The sequence below is a fragment of the Pseudomonas sp. R15(2017) genome (assembly GCF_002112685.1).
GTDB classification, from domain to species: Bacteria; Pseudomonadota; Gammaproteobacteria; order Pseudomonadales; family Pseudomonadaceae; genus Aquipseudomonas; species Aquipseudomonas glycinae.
Genome location: NZ_NEII01000011.1, coordinates 172,937 through 190,923, shown reverse-complemented (window position 1 = coordinate 190,923; position 17,987 = coordinate 172,937). Strand labels below are relative to the sequence as shown.

The following is a 17,987-nucleotide window of genomic DNA, read 5'->3' as shown; positions in this document are numbered from 1 at the left end:
CTTACCAGTCAGTGCGGCGCTTCGGCCGCATGGTTAAGCGAATATTTCGGAATCTCGACGGTGATGTCTTCTTCACCGACGATCGCCTGACAAGCCAGGCGCGACTGGGCTTCCAGACCCCAGGCACGATCCAGGAAATCTTCCTCCAACTCGTCGGCCTCTTCCAGCGAGTCAAAACCCTCGCGAATGATGCAGTGACAAGTGGTGCAGGCGCAGACGCCGCCGCAGGCGCTTTCCATCTCGATGTGGTGTTCGTGAGCCAGCTCGAGGATCGACGTGCCGGGTGCAGCGTCAACGACCATGCCTTCAGGGCAGAACTTCTCGTGGGGCAGAAAAATGACCTGCGGCATCAGATATCCTCGATTTCATTCAGATTGCGCCCGGACAGAGCGGCCTTCACCGTCTGATCCATACGACGGGCTGCAAAAGCATCGGTCACTTGCGACAGACGCTTGGTCTGCTGCTCGATGGCGTAACCATCGGTGCCTTTCATCAGTTCGGTCAGTTCCTGCACTTGCAACTCGATGACCATGCGCTCTTCAGCGTCGAGCAAACGCTCGCCATCCGCCTCAAGAGCGCCCTGCACCGCTTCGATCAGGCGCTGGGCATCGACTTGTTGCTCGCGAAGAACGCGGGCGACCTTGTCGTCATTGGCGTGCTGGAACGAATCTTTCAGCATCTTGGCGATTTCGCCATCGGTCAGGCCATAGGACGGCTTGACCTGAATGCTCGCCTCAACGCCCGAACCCAATTCACGGGCAGAGACGCTGAGCAGACCGTCGGCATCGACCTGGAAGGTCACGCGAATTTTCGCTGCACCTGCCACCATCGCCGGGATGCCGCGCAATTCGAAGCGAGCCAGGGAACGGCAGTCGGAGATCAATTCACGCTCGCCCTGCAACACGTGGATCGCCATGGCCGACTGGCCGTCTTTGTAAGTGGTGAAGTCCTGGGCGCGAGCGACGGGGATGGTGGTGTTGCGCGGAATCACCTTCTCCATCAGGCCGCCCATGGTTTCCAGCCCCAGGGACAGCGGGATCACGTCGAGCAGCAGCAGTTCGCCGCCATCGCGTTTGTTGCCGGCCAGGGTATCGGCCTGGATCGCAGCACCGATGGCCACCACTTGATCCGGGTCGATTTCAGTCAAAGGCTGACGACCGAAGGCTTCGGCGACGGCTTCGCGAACACGTGGAACGCGGGTCGAACCACCGACCATGACCACGGCGTGCACATCTTCCAGCTCGACGCCGGAATCACGAACGGCGCGGCGGCAGGCTTTGAGGCTTCGGGCAACCATTGGCTCGATCAGCGCATCGAAGGCTTCACGAGTCAGCTGAGCCTTCCAGTCGCCGTAAGCAACTTCAACACTGTCAGAATCCGTCAGGGCTTCTTTAGCGGCGCAGGCAGCTTGCAGCAGGCTGCGCTGTGCGCCCGGATCGAGGTCGGCGGACAAACCGGCGCTCTCGATGATCCAGCCGGCAATCGCGTGATCGAAATCATCGCCGCCCAGCGCGCTATCGCCGCCAGTGGCCAGGACTTCGAAGACACCGCCAGTCAGGCGCAGAATCGAAATATCGAAGGTGCCGCCGCCCAGATCGTAAATGGCGACCAGGCCTTCGGCATGCTGATCCAAACCGTATGCCACGGCCGCAGCGGTCGGCTCGTTGAGCAGACGCAACACGTTCAGACCGGCAAGTTTCGCCGCGTCCTTGGTAGCCTGGCGCTGAGCATCGTCGAAATACGCCGGAACGGTGATCACCGCGCCCACCAGCTCACCGCCAAGGGTGGCTTCAGCGCGCTGACGCAATACTTTCAGGATATCGGCGGACACTTCGACCGGGCTTTTCGGGCCCTGCACGGTGTCGATGAACGGCATGTGCGATTCGCCGCCGACAAAGCGGTACGGCAGCTGATCGCCCAATTGCTTGACGTCGGACAGGCCACGACCCATCAGGCGCTTGACCGACAGCACGGTATTCAGGGGATCGGAGGATGCGGCCAGCTTGGCCGACTCGCCGACTTCGACGCGATCGGCGTGATAACGCACGGCGGAAGGCAGGATGACCCGCCCTTCGGCATCGGCCAGCGGCTCGGAAAGACCACTGCGCAACGCAGCGACCAGCGAATTGGTAGTGCCCAAGTCGATTCCCACAGCCAGACGACGCTGGTGCGGTTGAGGACTTTGGCCGGGTTCGGCGATCTGCAGTAGGGCCATCGTGATCAGGACTTATCTGTATATCAGGCGTGCGACCGGAGCGGCACTGGGTTAATCGTCGAGGCGCTCTTCTAACTGGCGCACTTCGTAGGTGAGCTTGTCGAGGAACTGCATGCGCCGCATCAGGCGTTCGGCCTGTTCGCGTTGCGCTGCATCATCCCAACAGGCTGCGAAGCTTTCGTTGAGCTCTTCCTGGGCGGTTTTCAGGCGACGCTTGAAAGCCGCGACACCGTCCAGGTCGGCACTGTCCTGCAGATCTTCGAGCTCTTCGCGCCATTGCATCTGCTGCAGAAGAAACTCGGGATCGTGGACGGTGACTTCCATCGGCACTTCATGCCCGCTGATGGTCAGCAGGTAGCGTGCACGCTGGGCCGGACTCTTGAGTGTCTGGTAGGCATCATTGAGCCGAGCAGACTGCTCCAGCGCCGACCGCTGCTCGCGCTCGGAAGCATCGGCAAAGCGGTCAGGATGAACACCGCGCGCCAGCTCACGATAGCGCGTGGCCAACTGCTCGAGATCCAGACGAAAGCCCGGTTGCAGCTCGAATAAAGCGAAATGACAAGGAGTACCCACGACAAGCCTCAGATGTTGAAGCTTTCGCCGCAGCCACATTCACCGCGTACGTTGGGATTGTTGAACTTGAAGCCTTCGTTCAATCCTTCCTTGACGAAGTCGAGCTCGGTGCCGTCGAGGTAGGCCAGGCTTTTCGGGTCGATGATCACTTTCTCGCCGTGACTTTCGAACACCTGATCTTCTGCAACCACCTCGTCGACAAACTCCAGCACGTAGGCAAGGCCGGAACAGCCTGTGGTGCGAACACCCAGACGAATCCCTTCACCCTTGCCGCGCCCGTCGAGGGAGCGCCGCACGTGTCGAGCAGCCGCTTCTGTCATGCTGATAGCCATCGTTGACTCCTTACTCGTCGCCAAATCTTGAAAGTCAGATCAAGCCTTTCTTCTGCTTGTAATCGCGAACGGCCGCCTTGATGGCGTCTTCAGCGAGAACCGAGCAGTGGATTTTCACTGGCGGCAGGGCCAGTTCTTCGGCCAGCTGAGTGTTCTTGATGGTTTCAGCTTCGTCCAGAGTCTTGCCCTTCATCCACTCGGTAGCGAGGGAGCTGGAGGCGATAGCCGAACCGCAGCCGTAGGTCTTGAACTTGGCATCTTCGATAACGCCCTGATCGTTGACCTTGATTTGCAGACGCATCACGTCGCCGCACGCCGGAGCGCCGACCATGCCGGTGCCGACATCAGGATCTTCCGCGTTCATCTTGCCGACGTTGCGCGGGTTTTCGTAGTGGTCGATGACCTTTTCGCTGTAAGCCATGATTCTCAATCCTCACTCATCAGGGCCGCTCTTGAGACCCTGCAACTGCGCTGCGTAAACCGCCGCGTCGCTACAGGATCTGTATCCGGCGGCTTCTATATTTAGTGTGCCGCCCACTCGATCTTCGAGATATCGACGCCGTCTTTGTACATGTCCCACAGCGGCGACAGAGCGCGCAGCTTGGTAACGGCCTCGCAGACTTTCTGCGCGGCGTAGTCGATTTCTTCTTCGGTGGTGAAACGGCCGAAGGTGAAACGGATCGAGCTGTGTGCCAGTTCGTCGTTGCGGCCCAGGGCGCGCAGTACGTACGAAGGCTCAAGCGACGCCGAGGTGCAGGCCGAACCGGACGAAACCGCCAGATCCTTGAGCGCCATGATCAGCGACTCGCCTTCAACGTAGTTGAAGCTCAGGTTCAGGTTGTGCGGAACGCGGGCGGTCAGGCTGCCGTTGACGTACAGCTCTTCCAGGTGCTCGACCTGCTTGTAGAAGCGGTCGCTCAATGCCTTGATACGGACGTTTTCGGCAGCCATGTCTTCCTTGGCCACACGGAACGCTTCGCCCATGCCAACGATCTGGTGGGTCGCCAGGGTGCCGGAACGCATGCCACGCTCGTGACCGCCACCGTGCATGGTCGCTTCGATGCGCACACGCGGCTTGCGGCTGACGTACAGCGCGCCGATGCCTTTGGGGCCGTAGGTCTTGTGGGCGGAGAAAGACATCATGTCGACTTTCAGTTTCTGCAGGTCGATTTCGACCTTGCCGGTGGACTGAGCGGCGTCGACGTGGAACAGGATGCCTTTGGAACGAAGCAGCTCACCGATGGCGGCGATATCGTTGACGGTGCCGATTTCGTTGTTCACGTGCATTACCGACACCAGGATGGTGTCTTCGCGCAGCGCGGCTTCGATCATGGCCGGGGTGATCAGGCCATCTTCGGTCGGATCGAGGTAGGTGACTTCGAAACCTTCACGCTCCAGTTGGCGCATGGTGTCGAGGACAGCCTTGTGTTCGATCTTGGAGGTGATCAGGTGCTTGCCCTTGGAGGCGTAGAAATGTGCCGCACCCTTGATTGCCAGGTTGTCGGACTCGGTGGCACCGGAGGTCCAGACGATTTCACGCGGGTCGGCGTTGACCAGATCGGCCACCTGACGACGGGCGTTTTCGACGGACTCTTCGGCTTTCCAGCCGAACACGTGGGAACGGGACGCCGGGTTACCGAAGTTTCCGTCGACCAGCAGGCATTCACTCATTTTTTGCGCAACGCGCGGATCGACCGGGGTGGTCGCAGAGTAATCAAGGTAAATCGGCAATTTCATGGACTATCTCCTAAATCAGGCTGGCTGGCGTGCCGCTAGCTCTCTGGCTGTCATTCGACGGCGGACGCTTCAATCTTGTCCAGGCGCGGCGCCTTGCCATTGCAACGACGCTGATCCTGACGCTGGGCCACTTCCTGCACCTCACGGCGAGTTACGAGGTCGGCCAAGCTGATACCGCTGAGAAATTCGTGAATCTGCAGGCTCAGGTCGCACCACAGGTGATGGGTCAGGCAGGTGTCACCGGAGTGGCAGTCGCCCTGGCCCTGGCATTTTGTTGCATCGACCGATTCGTTCACCGCATCGATCACCTGAGCCACCTGGATGCCCTGCATGTCGCGGGACAACTGGTAGCCACCGCCCGGACCGCGAACACTGGAAACCAGGTTGCTGCGGCGCAGCTTGGCGAAAAGCTGTTCGAGATAGGACAGGGAGATGCCTTGGCGCTCGGAGATATCGGCCAGGGACACCGGCCCGTGTTGCGCGTGCAACGCCAGGTCAAGCATGGCGGTCACGGCGTATCGGCCTTTTGTAGTCAGTCGCATGGACAATTACCACGGAGTTCGGAATGGGCGGGAGTATGCAATTCCCGAGCATTTAAGTCAACTATAAGACCTAGTGCTTTAGTCGGGTTTACCCGCAAAAGAGCGCGCGAATCATAGCAGGGTCTGCGGCCTAATGGCACACCGGTCGGCAGCAGCCCTACAAGTGCGTCAGTGGAGCTTGGATTCGTCCTTGCCCTTGACGCAGGCGAAGTCTTCTTCACGCAGCTCGGGCAGATCTTTCGCACAGTAATTACTGCCCAGATCCTTCAGCGCGCCGCACATCCCCTCCAGACGCCCGTCCACCGCTTGCAGGTGATCGAGCAACTGGCCGATGGCGCGCGCCACCGGATCGGGCATGTCCTCGCTGACACCATAGGCGTCGAAGCCGATCTTCTCGGCCATCGCCTTGCGCTTGGCGTCAGCCTCATCATCGGATTTAACGATGATCCGGCCCGGAATCCCCACCACAGTGGCACCCGGTGGCACTTCTTTGGTGACGACAGCATTGGACCCGACCTTGGCGCCAGCACCCACAGTGAACGGGCCGAGCACCTTCGCACCTGCCCCCACCACAACGCCATCACCGAGGGTCGGATGACGCTTGCCCTTGTTCCAGCTGGTACCGCCCAGGGTCACGCCCTGATAGATCGTCACGTCATCGCCGATTTCAGCGGTTTCACCAATCACGATACCCATGCCATGGTCGATGAAGAAGCGTCGACCGACCTTGGCCCCCGGATGGATCTCGATCCCGGTCAGCCAGCGACCGAAGTTCGACACCAGCCGCGCCAGCCATTTCAGATCATTGCGCCAGAGCATGCCGGCCAGTCGATGAATCCAGATCGCATGCATGCCGGGGTAGCAGGTCAGGACTTCAAAAGCGTTACGCGCCGCCGGGTCCCGGTGGAATACGCTCTGGATATCTTCACGCAAACGCTCGAACATCATTAATCCTTCCGCTTAAGGAGCTCGCCACGGGCCGCTTTCTGGGTTTCCGTGAGGATGCCACGCAAAATATTCATTTCCGCCCGGCTGACCGAGCTGCGTCCGTACAACCGGCGCAGGCGCGCCATCAAGTGCCGCGGCTTTTCCGGATCGAGGAATTCGATGGCCACCAGGGTCTGCTCCAGGTGCTCATAGAACCGCTCCAGCTCATCCATGGTCGCAAGCTCTGCGCTTTTCACGGAGGCCACTTCTTCCTTCTCGATCTTGCTCGGCTGGCCTTGTGCAGCCAGCCACGCCATGCGCACTTCATAACTCAACACCTGCACCGCCGCCCCGAGGTTCAGCGAGCTGAATTCAGGATCGGAGGGGATGTGCACGTGATAGTGACATCGCTGCAGCTCGTCATTGGTCAGGCCGGAATCTTCACGACCGAACACCAGCGCGATCTCCGCGCCCTGCCCGGCCTCCTCGACCACTTTGATTCCGCACTCGCGCGGATCCAGCAATGGCCAGGGAATGCGCCGGTCACGGGCACTGGTGCCGAGCACCAGATTGCAACCGACCAGGGCGTCTTCCAAGGTGGCGACGACTTGCGCGTTTTCAAGGATGTCACCGGCACCCGAAGCGCGGGCATCGGCTTCGTGATGCGGAAAGACTCGCGGATCAACCAGCACCAGACGCGACAGGCCCATGTTTTTCATGGCGCGCGCGGTCCCGCCGATGTTTCCCGGATGGCTGGTGTTGACCAGGACGACACGAATATTTTGCAGCACGGCGGGCGCTCTCGGACTCGGCAAAGGGGTGCAAATCTTACAGAACAGCCTACCGTTAAGCTATGAAAGCGAACAGCGACCTTCACCTGAAGAAAAGTTCTGATAGAATGCGCGGCTTTCTTTAACAACCTTAGGTGACACATCCATGCAGCCCATGCTGAATATCGCGCTGCGCGCCGCCCGCAGCGCCAGTGAACTGATCTTCCGCTCCATCGAGCGCCTGGATACCATCAAGGTCGACGAAAAAGACGCCAAGGATTACGTATCCGAGGTCGATCGCGCCGCCGAACAGAAAATCATCGACGCCCTGCGCAAGGCTTACCCGAATCACTCGATCATGGGTGAAGAGACCGGCCTGCACGCCGGCACCGGCATCGAAGGCGAAGAATACCTGTGGATCATCGATCCACTGGACGGCACCACCAACTTCCTGCGCGGCATTCCTCACTTCGCTGTCAGCATTGCCTGCAAATACCGTGGTCGCCTGGAACACGCTGTTGTTCTGGATCCGGTTCGCCAGGAAGAATTCACCGCCAGCCGTGGTCGCGGCGCTCAACTGAACGGTCGTCGCCTGCGTGTCAGCGGTCGTACCAGCCTGGACGGCGCCCTGCTCGGCACCGGTTTCCCGTTCCGTGACGACCAGATGGACAACCTCGACAACTACCTGGGCATGTTCCGCGCCCTGGTTGGCCAGACTGCCGGCATCCGCCGCGCCGGTTCGGCAAGCCTGGACCTGGCTTACGTAGCCGCCGGCCGTTTCGACGCGTTCTGGGAGTCGGGTCTGTCCGAGTGGGACATGGCCGCTGGCGCCCTGCTGATTCAGGAAGCAGGCGGCCTGGTGAGCGACTTCACCGGCGGTCACGACTTCCTTGAAAAAGGCCACGTCGTTGCCGGCAACACCAAATGCTTCAAGGCAGTTCTGACGGCGATCCAGCCACACCTGCCGGCCTCGCTGAAGCGCTAAGCGTTTCGCGAAACCAAAAAAAAAACACCCTTCGGGGTGTTTTTTTATGGGCATGAAAAAGCACCCCGAAGGGTGCTTTTTTTATAAGCCGTCAACCAATCACTGGCCTGGCTCGTTCTGCGACAGGATCAGCTTGCCCTCCTTGTCGACCGGGATCTGGTTGCCCGGATCACGATCCATCCGCACCTTGCCTTCCTTCCCATCCAGCGAATACCGGACGTCGTAGCCCACAACCTTGTCGCTGATGTCATTCACCGTGTTACAGCGAGTCTGAGTCGTGGTGTAGGTATCACGCTCCTGCATACCCTCCTGAACCTTGTTACCGGCGTAACCACCACCGACCGCACCGGCCACCGTGGCAATCTTCTTGCCCGTGCCGCCGCCGATCTGATTACCCAGCAGACCACCCGCCAACGCACCGACCACGGTGCCGGCGATCTGGTGCTGATCTTTCACCGGCGCCTGCCGGGTCACCGTCACGTCCTTGCACACTTCACGTGGAGTCTTGATCTGTGTTTTGACCGGCTCTACGGCCAGCACTTGCGCATACTCAGGGCCGCTTTTAACCAGGCTGTAGGTGGCAACAGCACCCCCGGCAGTCACACCGACAGCACCCAATACCGCACCAACCAGCAACGACTTGTTCACATGAACCTCCTGACCATCACATGCGGGAACGCGCCCGCGCTTCTCCCAGCCTTGGAGCAAAAAAAAAGACGCGAGTTCAACTCGCGTCTTTTTTGACTGACCGCCGGAAAATCGATGGCCGTTATGGACGGTCGTCGACTTCCTTCTCGGTGTTGGCCGGAGGAATGAGATCTTCAGTGCTCAGGTTCAGCCAGATCAACACCACGTTCGCGATGTAGATCGACGAGTAGGTACCCGCCAGAACACCGATAAACAGGGCGATGGAGAAACCGAACAGGTTATCGCCACCAAAGAACAGCAGCGCCGCGATCGCCAGCAGGGTGGAGATCGACGTCGCCATGGTCCGCAGCAAGGTCTGAGTCGTCGAGATATTGATGTTCTCGATCAGCGAAGCCTTGCGCAGGACACGGAAGTTCTCACGCACCCGGTCGAATACGACGATGGTGTCGTTGAGCGAGTAGCCGATGATCGCCAGCACCGCCGCCAACACCGTCAGGTCGAAGGTAATCTGGAAAAACGACAGGATACCGATGGTCACGATCACATCGTGGATCAGCGATACGATGGCGCCGACCGCGAACTTCCACTGAAAGCGGAAAGCCAGATAGATCAGGATGCCGCCGAGCGCCAGCAGCATGCCGAGGCCGCCCTGGTCACGCAGCTCTTCACCGACCTGCGGGCCGACGAACTCGACACGCTTGACGGTAGCGGGGTTATCGCCGCCGACCTTTTGCAGCGCTTCTGCCACCTGATGACCCAGTTGCGGGTCTTCACCCGGCATACGCACCAGCAGGTCGGTGGTTGCACCGAAGTTCTGCACGACGGCCTCGTGGTAACCCGAGGTCACCAGCTGCTCGCGCACCTTGGTGACGTCAGCCGGACGCTCGTAGGTCAGCTCGATGAGCGTACCACCGGTGAAGTCAAGCCCCCAGTTCATGCCCTTGTGGAACACACTGAAGATTGCCAGCAAGGTCAGAAATACGGTGACGCCGAACGCAAAGTTGCGGACGCCCATGAAGTTGATTGTACGTAACATGGCAGCCCCTTAAATCCACAACTTCTTGAAGTCACGTCCGCCAAAGATCAGGTTGACCATTGCGCGGGTCACCATGATGGCCGTGAACATCGAGGTAAAGATCCCGAGGGACATGGTCACTGCAAAGCCTTTCACCGGGCCTGTGCCCATGGCGAAGAGGATGCCGCCGACCAGCAAGGTGGTCAGGTTGGCGTCGAGAATCGCAGTGAATGCCCGGCCGAAGCCTTCGTTGATTGCACGTTGCACGGTCATGCCGGCGGCGATCTCTTCACGAATCCGCGAGAAGATCAGCACGTTGGCGTCGACCGCCATACCCATGGTCAACACGATACCGGCGATACCCGGCAGGGTCAGCGTAGCCCCCAGCAGCGACATCAGCGCCAGCAGCAACACCATGTTCACCGCCAGTGCAACGGTGGCGATCAGGCCGAAGAAGCGGTAGATGGCGATGATGAACAGCGAGACGAACAACATGCCCCACAGCGATGCATCGATACCCTTGGTGATGTTGTCCGCACCCAGGCTCGGGCCGATGGTGCGTTCTTCAGCGAAGTACATCGGAGCAGCCAGACCACCGGCACGCAGCAACAGCGCCAGTTCGGACGACTCGCCCTGGCCGTTCAGGCCGGTGATACGGAACTGCGCACCCAGCGGCGACTGAATGGTCGCCAGGCTGATGATTTTCTTCTCTTCCTTGAAGGTCTGCACCGGCACGTCTTTTTCGACGCCGTCGACCACTTGCTTGACGTAAGTAGTGACCGGGCGCTGTTCGATGAAGATCACCGCCATGCTGCGACCGACGTTGCTGCGGGTCGCGCGGTTCATCAGATCGCCACCGTGACCATCCAGGCGGATGTTCACTTCAGGCGTACCGTGCTGCGAATCGAAACCGGCCTTGGCGTCAGTCACCTGGTCACCGGTGATGATCAGACCACGCTCGATCTGCGCAGGAGGACGCTTGCCTTCACGGAATTCGAAGGTCTCGGAAGTGGCTTTCGAAGCGCCCGGCTCTGCAGCCAGACGGAACTCCAGGTTGGCCGTCTTGCCGAGGATACGCTTGGCTTCGGCAGTGTCCTGCACGCCCGGCAGCTCAACCACGATACGGTTGGCGCCCTGACGCTGGACGATCGGTTCGGCAACACCCAGCTCGTTGACGCGGTTACGGACCGTGGTCAGGTTCTGCTTGATGGAGTATTCACGGATTTCCGCCAGCTTGGCCGGGGTCATCGCCAGACGCAGCACCGGTTGACCATTGAGATCGGCCGGCACAATGTCGAAATCGTTGAAATTCTTGCGGATCAGCGCACGGGCCTGTTCGCGGGAATCAGCATCGCTGAAGCCCAGCTGAATGGCGCCATTGAGTTGCGGCAGGCTGCGATAACGCAGTTTCTCTTTGCGCAGCAGGCTCTTGACGTCGCCTTCGTAGACTTTCAGGCGGGCGTCGAGGGCTTTGTCCATGTCCACTTCCAGCAGGAAGTGCACACCACCGGACAAGTCCAGACCCAGCTTCATCGGGTGCGCAGCCAGGTTGCGCAACCATTGCGGGGTGGTTTGTGCCAGGTTCAGCGCGACGACGTAGTCATCACCCAATGCCTTGCGGACAACGTCCTTGGCCGGCAGCTGGTCTTCAGCCTTGGTCAGACGGATCAGACCGCCCTTGCCGTTCGCAGCCAGGCTCGAAGCCTTGACGTTGATCCCGGATTCCTTGAGCGCGGTGCTCACGCGATCCAGATCGGCCTGATTGACCTGCAGGGCCGTGCTGGCGCCGCTGATCTGAATGGCCGGGTCATCGGGGTATAGATTCGGAGCGGAATAAATCAGACCGATCGCCAGCACCGCCAGGATCAGAATGTATTTCCACAGAGGATATTTGTTCAGCATCACGCCGCCCGTTATGAACGCGGGGCGCCTTGCGCGCCCCGTCGATTGAGTAGAAGTTGGAACCTTAGATCGCTTTCAGCGTGCCTTTTGGCAGCGTGGCGGCGATGGCGCCCTTCTGGAACTTCATTTCCACGGTGTCGGAAACTTCCAGAACCACGAAGTCATCGGCCACTTTGGTGATCTTGCCGGCGATGCCGCCGGTGGTGACCACTTCGTCGCCCTTCTGCAGGCTGCTCAGCAGGTTCTTCTGCTCTTTGGCGCGCTTGGCCTGTGGACGCCAGATCATCAGGTAGAAGATGACCAGGAAGCCGACCAGGAAAATCCACTCGAAGCCGCCGCCCATAGGCGCTGCAGCCGGTGCAGCCGCGTCAGCCATGGCATTAGAGATAAAAAAGCTCATTTAGCACTCCAGTTGCAAATGTTGAATCTTGGGGTCAGAAAACTCAGTCCAAAGGCGGAACGGGAAGCCCGCGTTTGGCGTAGAAGGCATCGACAAAGGCGGCCAATGTACCCTGTTGAATAGCCTCGCGCAAACCAGCCATCAGCACCTGATAATGGCGCAAATTGTGGATGGTATTGAGCATGCTGCCGAGCATTTCGCCGCACTTGTCCAGATGATGCAGATAAGCGCGGGAGAAGTTCTGGCAGGTATAGCAATCGCAGGTCGGATCCAGTGGCGAATCATCATGGCGATGGAACGCGTTACGGATCTTCAGCACGCCTGTATCAACGAACAGATGCCCGTTGCGGGCATTACGGGTTGGCATCACGCAATCGAACATGTCCACACCGCGGCGCACACCCTCAACCAGATCTTCCGGTTTGCCAACGCCCATAAGGTAACGAGGTTTGTCAGCCGGCATCATGCCCGGCAGATAGTCCAGCACCTTGATCATTTCGTGCTTGGGTTCGCCCACCGACAGACCGCCGATGGCCAGACCGTCGAAGCCGATCTTGTCCAGGCCTTCCAGCGAGCGCATGCGCAGGTCCTGGTGCATGCCGCCCTGAACGATGCCGAACAACGCCGCGGTGTTGTCGCCATGGGCATTCTTCGAACGCTGGGCCCAGCGCAGCGACAGTTCCATGGACACGCGGGCCACGTCTTCGTCAGCCGGGTAAGGGGTGCATTCGTCGAAGATCATCACGATGTCCGAGCCCAGGTCGCGCTGGACCTGCATCGACTCTTCCGGGCCCATGAACACTTTCGAGCCGTCGACCGGGGAGGCGAAGGTCACGCCCTCCTCCTTGATCTTGCGCATGGCGCCGAGGCTGAACACCTGGAAACCGCCGGAGTCGGTCAGGATCGGGCCTTTCCACTGCATGAAATCGTGCAGGTCGCCGTGCTCCTTGATCACTTCGGTACCCGGGCGCAGCCACAGGTGGAAAGTGTTGCCCAGAATGATCTCCGCGCCGGTGGCGACGATGTCACGCGGCAACATGCCCTTGACCGTGCCGTAGGTGCCCACCGGCATGAAGGCCGGGGTCTCGACGGTGCCACGGGGGAAGGTCAGACGACCACGACGGGCCTTGCCATCGGTGGCAAGCAGCTCGAACGACATACGACAGGTGCGACTCATACTGTTTCCTCTGGGCCGCGGGGGGCGGGATTACGGGTGATGAACATCGCATCACCGTAGCTGAAAAAGCGGTATCCGTTATCGACCGCGGCTTTGTAGGCAGCCATGGTTTCCGGATAACCGGCGAACGCCGAAACCAGCATCAACAGCGTGGACTCGGGCAAATGGAAATTGGTGACCAGGGCGTCGACCACATGGAACGGCCGGCCCGGGTAGATAAAGATGTCGGTGTCGCCACTGAACGGTTTAAGTACGCCATCGCGGGCGGCGCTTTCCAGCGAACGCACGCTGGTGGTGCCGACAGCGATGACGCGACCGCCACGCTCACGGCAAGCGGCGACGGCATCGACCACATCCTGACCGACTTCCAGCCACTCGGTGTGCATGTGGTGATCTTCGATCTTCTCCACGCGCACCGGCTGGAAGGTGCCGGCGCCGACGTGCAGCGTGACGAACGCCGTCTCGACGCCCTTGGCGGAGATCGCTTCCATCAGCGTCTGATCGAAATGCAGCCCGGCAGTCGGCGCCGCCACCGCGCCGAGCTTCTCGGCATACACGGTCTGATAGCGCTCGCGATCCGAACCTTCGTCCGGGCGGTCTATATAAGGAGGCAACGGCATGTGGCCGACGCGATCGAGCAGCGGCAGCACTTCTTCGGCAAACCCCAGCTCGAACAGCGCATCGTGACGCGCCAGCATCTCGGCTTCGCCACCACCGTCGATCAGGATCTTCGAACCCGGTTTCGGCGACTTGCTGGAACGCACATGAGCCAGCACGCGGTGGGTATCGAGCACCCGCTCGATGAGGATTTCCAGCTTGCCGCCGGAGGCTTTCTGCCCGAACAGCCGCGCCGGAATCACCCGGGTATTGTTGAACACCATCAGATCGCCGGGGCGCAAATGCTCCAGCAGATCAGTGAATTGACGGTGTGCCAGGGCGCCGCTGACCCCATCCAGGGTCAACAGGCGACTACCGCGACGCTCGGCCAAAGGATGGCGGGCAATCAGCGAATCAGGAAGCTCGAAGGTAAAGTCAGCAACGCGCATGATGAGGTTCGTCTAGCAGGGCCGGAAAGTCTAGCGGAAATATCGAAAATTGACCATGAAACGTGATTGACCAACGGTAGGCACCTCTCTATACTTCGCCGCCATTGAGCCCTGATGGCGGAATTGGTAGACGCGGCGGATTCAAAATCCGTTTTCGAAAGGAGTGGGAGTTCGAGTCTCCCTCGGGGCACCACATAGCAGTATCTGAGAGTCTCTACCAGCCTCTCAGACCCAAAGAAACCGGCCACTTGGCCGGTTTTTTTGTGCCTGCTTGACTACCCCTGTCTCCCCTTATCCGTTGTATCCCTGTATCCCTGCTTGTATCCTGAGAAAAATACCTAACTTTGGGATACAAGGATGAAGCGCGCAGACATCAAGCGCCGCCCTCTCGCTGACACGACACTTGCGGGATTGGAGCCGGAATCAAAGGAATACCGGGAGCTGGACGGAAACGGCCTCTACTTCAGGGTTAAACCTGATGGTGGTAAATCCTGGCAGCTTCGCTACAAACGTCCGGCGGGCAATTGGGCTTGGATGGGGCTAGGGGGTTACCCTGAAGTGAGTGGTGCGTTGGCGCGGGACAAAGCTGCCGAACTACGCAAGGTAGTTAGCAGCGGGGCCGATCCTCTCGAACAGAAACGCTCTGCCAAAGCTGCCATTGACGCTGCCAGGACTAGGACCTTCAGAGCTGCTGCGGAAGCTTGGCTGAAGGCCAAAGAAGAAAAGGGCCTCGCTCCCTCCACTCTTAACAAAATCCGCACTTACCTCGATAAGGACATCCTCCCGGCATTGGGAAATAAGCCCCTCGACGAAATCACCCGTACCGACTGCGCAGACCTCCAGGCATCCCTCGAAGCGCGAAACGCACACAACGTGGCGGAAAAGTGTCGCACCTGGATCAATCAGATCTTCGGCCGAGCCATCGGCTTAGGGCTCACCGAAAACGATCCGGGTAGTCGCCTCCGTGACATTGCAGCCCAAGCCCCCAAGACTCAGCAGCATCCACACCTGCTGGAACCTGAGCTGGCTGAATTCCTCCACGCGCTCAAAAACACACCAAGCAGACTGACAGCCCGCACCGCCGCTTGGCTTTGTGTCTGGACAGCATCGCGCCCTGGCATGGTCCGCTTGGCTGAGTGGAAAGAGTTCGACCTTGAAAAAGCTATTTGGACGACACCTGCTGCCAAGATGAAGATGCGTCGGGATTTTGTATGCCCCCTTCCCCATCAAGCTGTTACCGCTCTGAAGGATCTGCACTGCTTAACAGGACGGAGTCGCTGGCTTTTCCCCGGCGTAGGAGCCAAGAACCCAACTATTAGTGAAAACACAATCAACAAAGTCTTTGCAACCATCGGCTACAAGGGTCGTCTTGTTGGACACGGTACTCGGCACACCGCAAGCACGTTGCTTCGAGAACATGGCTGGCCGAAGGAGCATGTTGAAGCGCAGCTGGCTCACAAAGAGGAAGGCATCTCAGGGGTGTACAACAAGGCCCAATACCTTGAGCAACGCGTAACGATGATGCAGTGGTATGCCGATCATCTTGATGGACTCGCAGCTGGCAATGTAGTGCAAGCCCAGTTTGGAAAGGCGATATGAGATCACTTAACCAGACTATCTCTAAAACCGGTGTAACGGGTGTTACTCGTGTAACAACTCCACCCAACCTATTGAAAATATTATATTTTCTTAAAGCTACACCTGATCCGAGCTCGACAAACTCCGCGTGTAACGCTGCTGACGTGTGTAACCGTCATCGAACCACAAGCCCCCTGCTGGCAGCTGTTTTGCCAGATACACCTCGCTGGGGCAGTACGCACGGTACGGGGCGAGGGGTATCTTAATGAACAGGAATCTTGGCACCGAAGCTTTAGAGCTTGAGATTGCCGGGGTAGACGTTGGCTGCCTGCTTTGGGATCTTGATGAGGTCGAACTCGCTGTCCGTGAGTTGGCGCTATACAGCCAATTCTCCGAGCACTTCCGTGATGCGTTTACCTGCATCCACAATGCAACATCTTTCTGGCTCAAGGACGGCCAATACGCTGACTGTGCTGAATCAGCGACAAAGACAATGTTTCGACTTCGCGACCCTATTGAAGAGCATTTCTACTTTTCCGAACAGACCTCACTGCCCAGAGCCGTTCGCCGCTTCCTTGGCATTGATCATCCCGCAAGCGACACGCAACTCGTAGCGACTTATGCGCTTATTCAAGCTGTACAGGCGGTTGAAGTCCTTGCGAACTGGCTATTCGACCTAGAACGCTCCCTCTACGATCTGGATCTAGATCTGGTGGAGCAGATCAGACAGACCGACCCCAAACAATACCTCCTCCTCATTCAGAGAGAACGAAAGCGAAAGAGCGACTTCGAAATCGAGGCACGAGAGGAGTTTGCTGATTTCAATGGCGAGGCCTCCAAGACTTTGATGCTTGCTTCACTTTATCAACAAGCGGACTGGGCGGACATTTCGCGCAATGACTTTAGCGCATCAGGTTTTCTGCGAAGAGCGCTGGAAAAGGCTTTTGCCGCAAAAGCGTCGGAAAAGGGCAAAGCGGCCGGAAAGGCTAACGCCAAGCCAGGCACAATCAAACAAGAGAACACCAAGAAGCTTTTTGAGGACATAAGCAAAGCGGCAAAAAGCCAAATATCTTCCAACCCCAACATAACGGAAACTGAATTGGTCAAAGCGCTAGTCGACTTGGGCAAGGCATCAGCCCCAACCGTTAGAAAATACCTGAGAAAAGGTAAATTTCTCCCTAGATAAAATTTCGCTGTACCGACGAAAAGCAAACCATGTTTGCTTTTTTTTCGTCTTTTAGTCTGCGCCTGTCTCTCACCTTACAGGCACGACTATGTCTAACTCCCGCGCGTCAACAATCAACCAAATTCCTTATCGCGACCCCGCGACAACCTTGATCAGAATATCCGAAGTCATGGCTATCGTTGGCCTGGCACGCCCCACTATTTACAAGCTAATGCAGTGCCCAAAGAGCGGCTTTCCACGCCCGGTAAAACTGAGCACAAGCACCGCACGCGGAGCGCCAGTGGCGTGGGTTCTTTCCGAAATCCAAGCATGGGCACGCAGCCGCATTGAGGCGCGTGATCAGGTGGCCGCATGAATCGCAAAATCGCAGAGAAAGCTTTGATGCATCCGTTTTCAGTGCTGCGTCAAATCGGGTTTTCACCTCGCCTTATGCAGCGCCTCGAGCGCTATCGCAGCAAGCAGGACAAATTAGGTCGCATGGTAAGCGTACTCAGCTGGGCCGACGGCACTTGGTGCGCCCTATCCCTCCATTGCGAAAAGACCGGGGCTGTTGTCGTCGACGAAGGCCAGCAGGTCGACGCTTACGAAGACGCCCGCTCCATGCTCAGCGGCGGCTTCCTGCCTCTTCTATCCCTGCGCTGGGAAGCCCTTGCCTGAAACGAAAACGCCTCCGGGGGCGATCCGGAGGCGTTGAGGTCAATCTACATGCCCGAACAATTTATGCCGCACCTGAAAAAACCGCAAGCCATCAGCGCAGTTGCACTTTCGAAACACGGACGTTACTCTCTGGCCGTCGCTGCAAATTCAGCGACCGGGTTTGGCGACCCGAGCTCATACAGGCGCACAGGCGCCCCCATACCGATTGCAGGCGCTTTTTTTGTGCCCGCACTCCTGCTTTATGGCGGCTGTGCGTGGGAGACCTTCGGGTCTGCCGGGGTCCTGTATGCCCGGTTC

General features: G+C 58.8%; 20 protein-coding genes and 1 tRNA gene. 6 read left to right on the top strand and 15 right to left on the bottom strand.

Translation table 11 applies throughout. The features are described from left to right. Positions 1–8: 8 nt before the first annotated feature. The 9 genes from fdx to trmJ all read right to left on the bottom strand — a co-directional run bounded on the left by fdx (position 9) and on the right by trmJ (position 7,117). A complete protein-coding gene (gene fdx / locus CAF77_RS22405; RefSeq protein WP_007956685.1) occupies positions 9–350 on the bottom strand; it encodes an ISC system 2Fe-2S type ferredoxin in 342 nt (113 codons plus the stop codon). Next, positions 350–2,215 carry a Fe-S protein assembly chaperone HscA gene (gene hscA / locus CAF77_RS22400; protein ID WP_064383912.1) on the bottom strand — a complete coding sequence of 622 codons (1,866 nt, stop codon included), beginning with the start codon at positions 2,213–2,215 and terminating at the stop codon, positions 350–352. The genes fdx and hscA overlap by 1 nt, the downstream gene beginning before the upstream one ends. Before the next feature lie 51 nt (positions 2,216–2,266). Continuing rightward, positions 2,267–2,788 carry a co-chaperone HscB gene (hscB, locus tag CAF77_RS22395; protein ID WP_064383913.1) on the bottom strand — a complete coding sequence of 174 codons (522 nt, stop codon included), beginning with the start codon at positions 2,786–2,788 and terminating at the stop codon, positions 2,267–2,269. 8 nt (positions 2,789–2,796) lie between these two features. Continuing rightward, complete coding sequence (gene iscA, locus CAF77_RS22390; protein ID WP_003227904.1) at positions 2,797–3,120, bottom strand: iron-sulfur cluster assembly protein IscA; 324 nt, start codon at positions 3,118–3,120, stop codon at positions 2,797–2,799. A gap of 34 nt (positions 3,121–3,154) precedes the next feature. After that, positions 3,155–3,541, bottom strand: coding sequence for a Fe-S cluster assembly scaffold IscU (gene iscU / locus CAF77_RS22385; RefSeq protein ID WP_003227907.1), 387 nt, complete (start codon positions 3,539–3,541; stop codon positions 3,155–3,157). Between the two features lie 101 nt (positions 3,542–3,642). Then, positions 3,643–4,857: an IscS subfamily cysteine desulfurase gene (locus CAF77_RS22380; protein WP_007956689.1), complete on the bottom strand. Its 1,215-nt coding sequence runs from the start codon at positions 4,855–4,857 to the stop codon at positions 3,643–3,645. 50 nt (positions 4,858–4,907) lie between these two features. Beyond that, entirely contained in the window at positions 4,908–5,399 is a 492-nt protein-coding gene (iscR, locus tag CAF77_RS22375) for a Fe-S cluster assembly transcriptional regulator IscR (protein ID WP_007956690.1), read from the bottom strand. A gap of 168 nt (positions 5,400–5,567) precedes the next feature. After that, on the bottom strand, positions 5,568–6,344 hold the full coding sequence (cysE, locus tag CAF77_RS22370) for a serine O-acetyltransferase (RefSeq protein WP_007956691.1): 777 nt from the start codon (positions 6,342–6,344) through the stop codon (positions 5,568–5,570). Between the two features lie 2 nt (positions 6,345–6,346). After that, positions 6,347–7,117, bottom strand: coding sequence for a tRNA (cytosine(32)/uridine(32)-2'-O)-methyltransferase TrmJ (trmJ, locus tag CAF77_RS22365; protein WP_064383914.1), 771 nt, complete (start codon positions 7,115–7,117; stop codon positions 6,347–6,349). Positions 7,118–7,262: 145 nt separating this feature from the next. Between trmJ and suhB the strand changes: the two genes are divergently transcribed. Further along, the gene (suhB, locus tag CAF77_RS22360; protein ID WP_007941397.1) at positions 7,263–8,081 is read left to right on the top strand and encodes an inositol-phosphate phosphatase; all 819 of its coding nucleotides are present in this window, start codon (positions 7,263–7,265) and stop codon (positions 8,079–8,081) included. 99 nt (positions 8,082–8,180) lie between these two features. Here the strand turns inward: suhB and CAF77_RS22355 are convergent, their stop codons facing one another. The 6 genes from CAF77_RS22355 to queA all read right to left on the bottom strand — a co-directional run bounded on the left by CAF77_RS22355 (position 8,181) and on the right by queA (position 14,269). Continuing rightward, the gene (locus tag CAF77_RS22355) at positions 8,181–8,729 is read right to left on the bottom strand and encodes a glycine zipper 2TM domain-containing protein (protein ID WP_007956693.1); all 549 of its coding nucleotides are present in this window, start codon (positions 8,727–8,729) and stop codon (positions 8,181–8,183) included. Positions 8,730–8,850: 121 nt separating this feature from the next. Continuing rightward, positions 8,851–9,765, bottom strand: coding sequence for a protein translocase subunit SecF (gene secF / locus CAF77_RS22350; protein WP_064383915.1), 915 nt, complete (start codon positions 9,763–9,765; stop codon positions 8,851–8,853). 9 nt (positions 9,766–9,774) lie between these two features. Continuing rightward, positions 9,775–11,646, bottom strand: a complete 1,872-nt coding sequence (gene secD / locus CAF77_RS22345) for a protein translocase subunit SecD (RefSeq protein ID WP_011335820.1) — start codon at positions 11,644–11,646, stop codon at positions 9,775–9,777. 64 nt (positions 11,647–11,710) lie between these two features. Further along, positions 11,711–12,046, bottom strand: a complete 336-nt coding sequence (gene yajC / locus CAF77_RS22340) for a preprotein translocase subunit YajC (protein ID WP_007956696.1) — start codon at positions 12,044–12,046, stop codon at positions 11,711–11,713. 43 nt (positions 12,047–12,089) lie between these two features. Further along, on the bottom strand, positions 12,090–13,205 hold the full coding sequence (tgt, locus tag CAF77_RS22335; RefSeq protein ID WP_170928987.1) for a tRNA guanosine(34) transglycosylase Tgt: 1,116 nt from the start codon (positions 13,203–13,205) through the stop codon (positions 12,090–12,092). A gap of 14 nt (positions 13,206–13,219) precedes the next feature. After that, positions 13,220–14,269, bottom strand: coding sequence for a tRNA preQ1(34) S-adenosylmethionine ribosyltransferase-isomerase QueA (queA, locus tag CAF77_RS22330; RefSeq protein WP_085655308.1), 1,050 nt, complete (start codon positions 14,267–14,269; stop codon positions 13,220–13,222). Positions 14,270–14,377: 108 nt separating this feature from the next. On the opposite strand from queA, the gene CAF77_RS22325 reads away from it, so the two are divergent. From CAF77_RS22325 to CAF77_RS22305, 5 genes are all read left to right on the top strand, one after another. Then, a tRNA-Leu gene (locus CAF77_RS22325) sits at positions 14,378–14,462 on the top strand. A gap of 164 nt (positions 14,463–14,626) precedes the next feature. Continuing rightward, a complete protein-coding gene (locus CAF77_RS22320; protein WP_085655307.1) occupies positions 14,627–15,868 on the top strand; it encodes a tyrosine-type recombinase/integrase in 1,242 nt (413 codons plus the stop codon). 244 nt (positions 15,869–16,112) lie between these two features. Further along, positions 16,113–17,033, top strand: coding sequence for a hypothetical protein (locus CAF77_RS22315; RefSeq protein WP_085655306.1), 921 nt, complete (start codon positions 16,113–16,115; stop codon positions 17,031–17,033). An 88-nt stretch (positions 17,034–17,121) separates the two neighbouring features. Continuing rightward, positions 17,122–17,388 (top strand): AlpA family transcriptional regulator, encoded by a 267-nt coding sequence (locus CAF77_RS22310; RefSeq protein ID WP_085655305.1) that lies wholly within the window; start codon positions 17,122–17,124, stop codon positions 17,386–17,388. Beyond that, positions 17,385–17,690, top strand: a complete 306-nt coding sequence (locus CAF77_RS22305) for a hypothetical protein (protein WP_085655304.1) — start codon at positions 17,385–17,387, stop codon at positions 17,688–17,690. The genes CAF77_RS22310 and CAF77_RS22305 overlap by 4 nt, the downstream gene beginning before the upstream one ends. Positions 17,691–17,987: the final 297 nt, after the last annotated feature.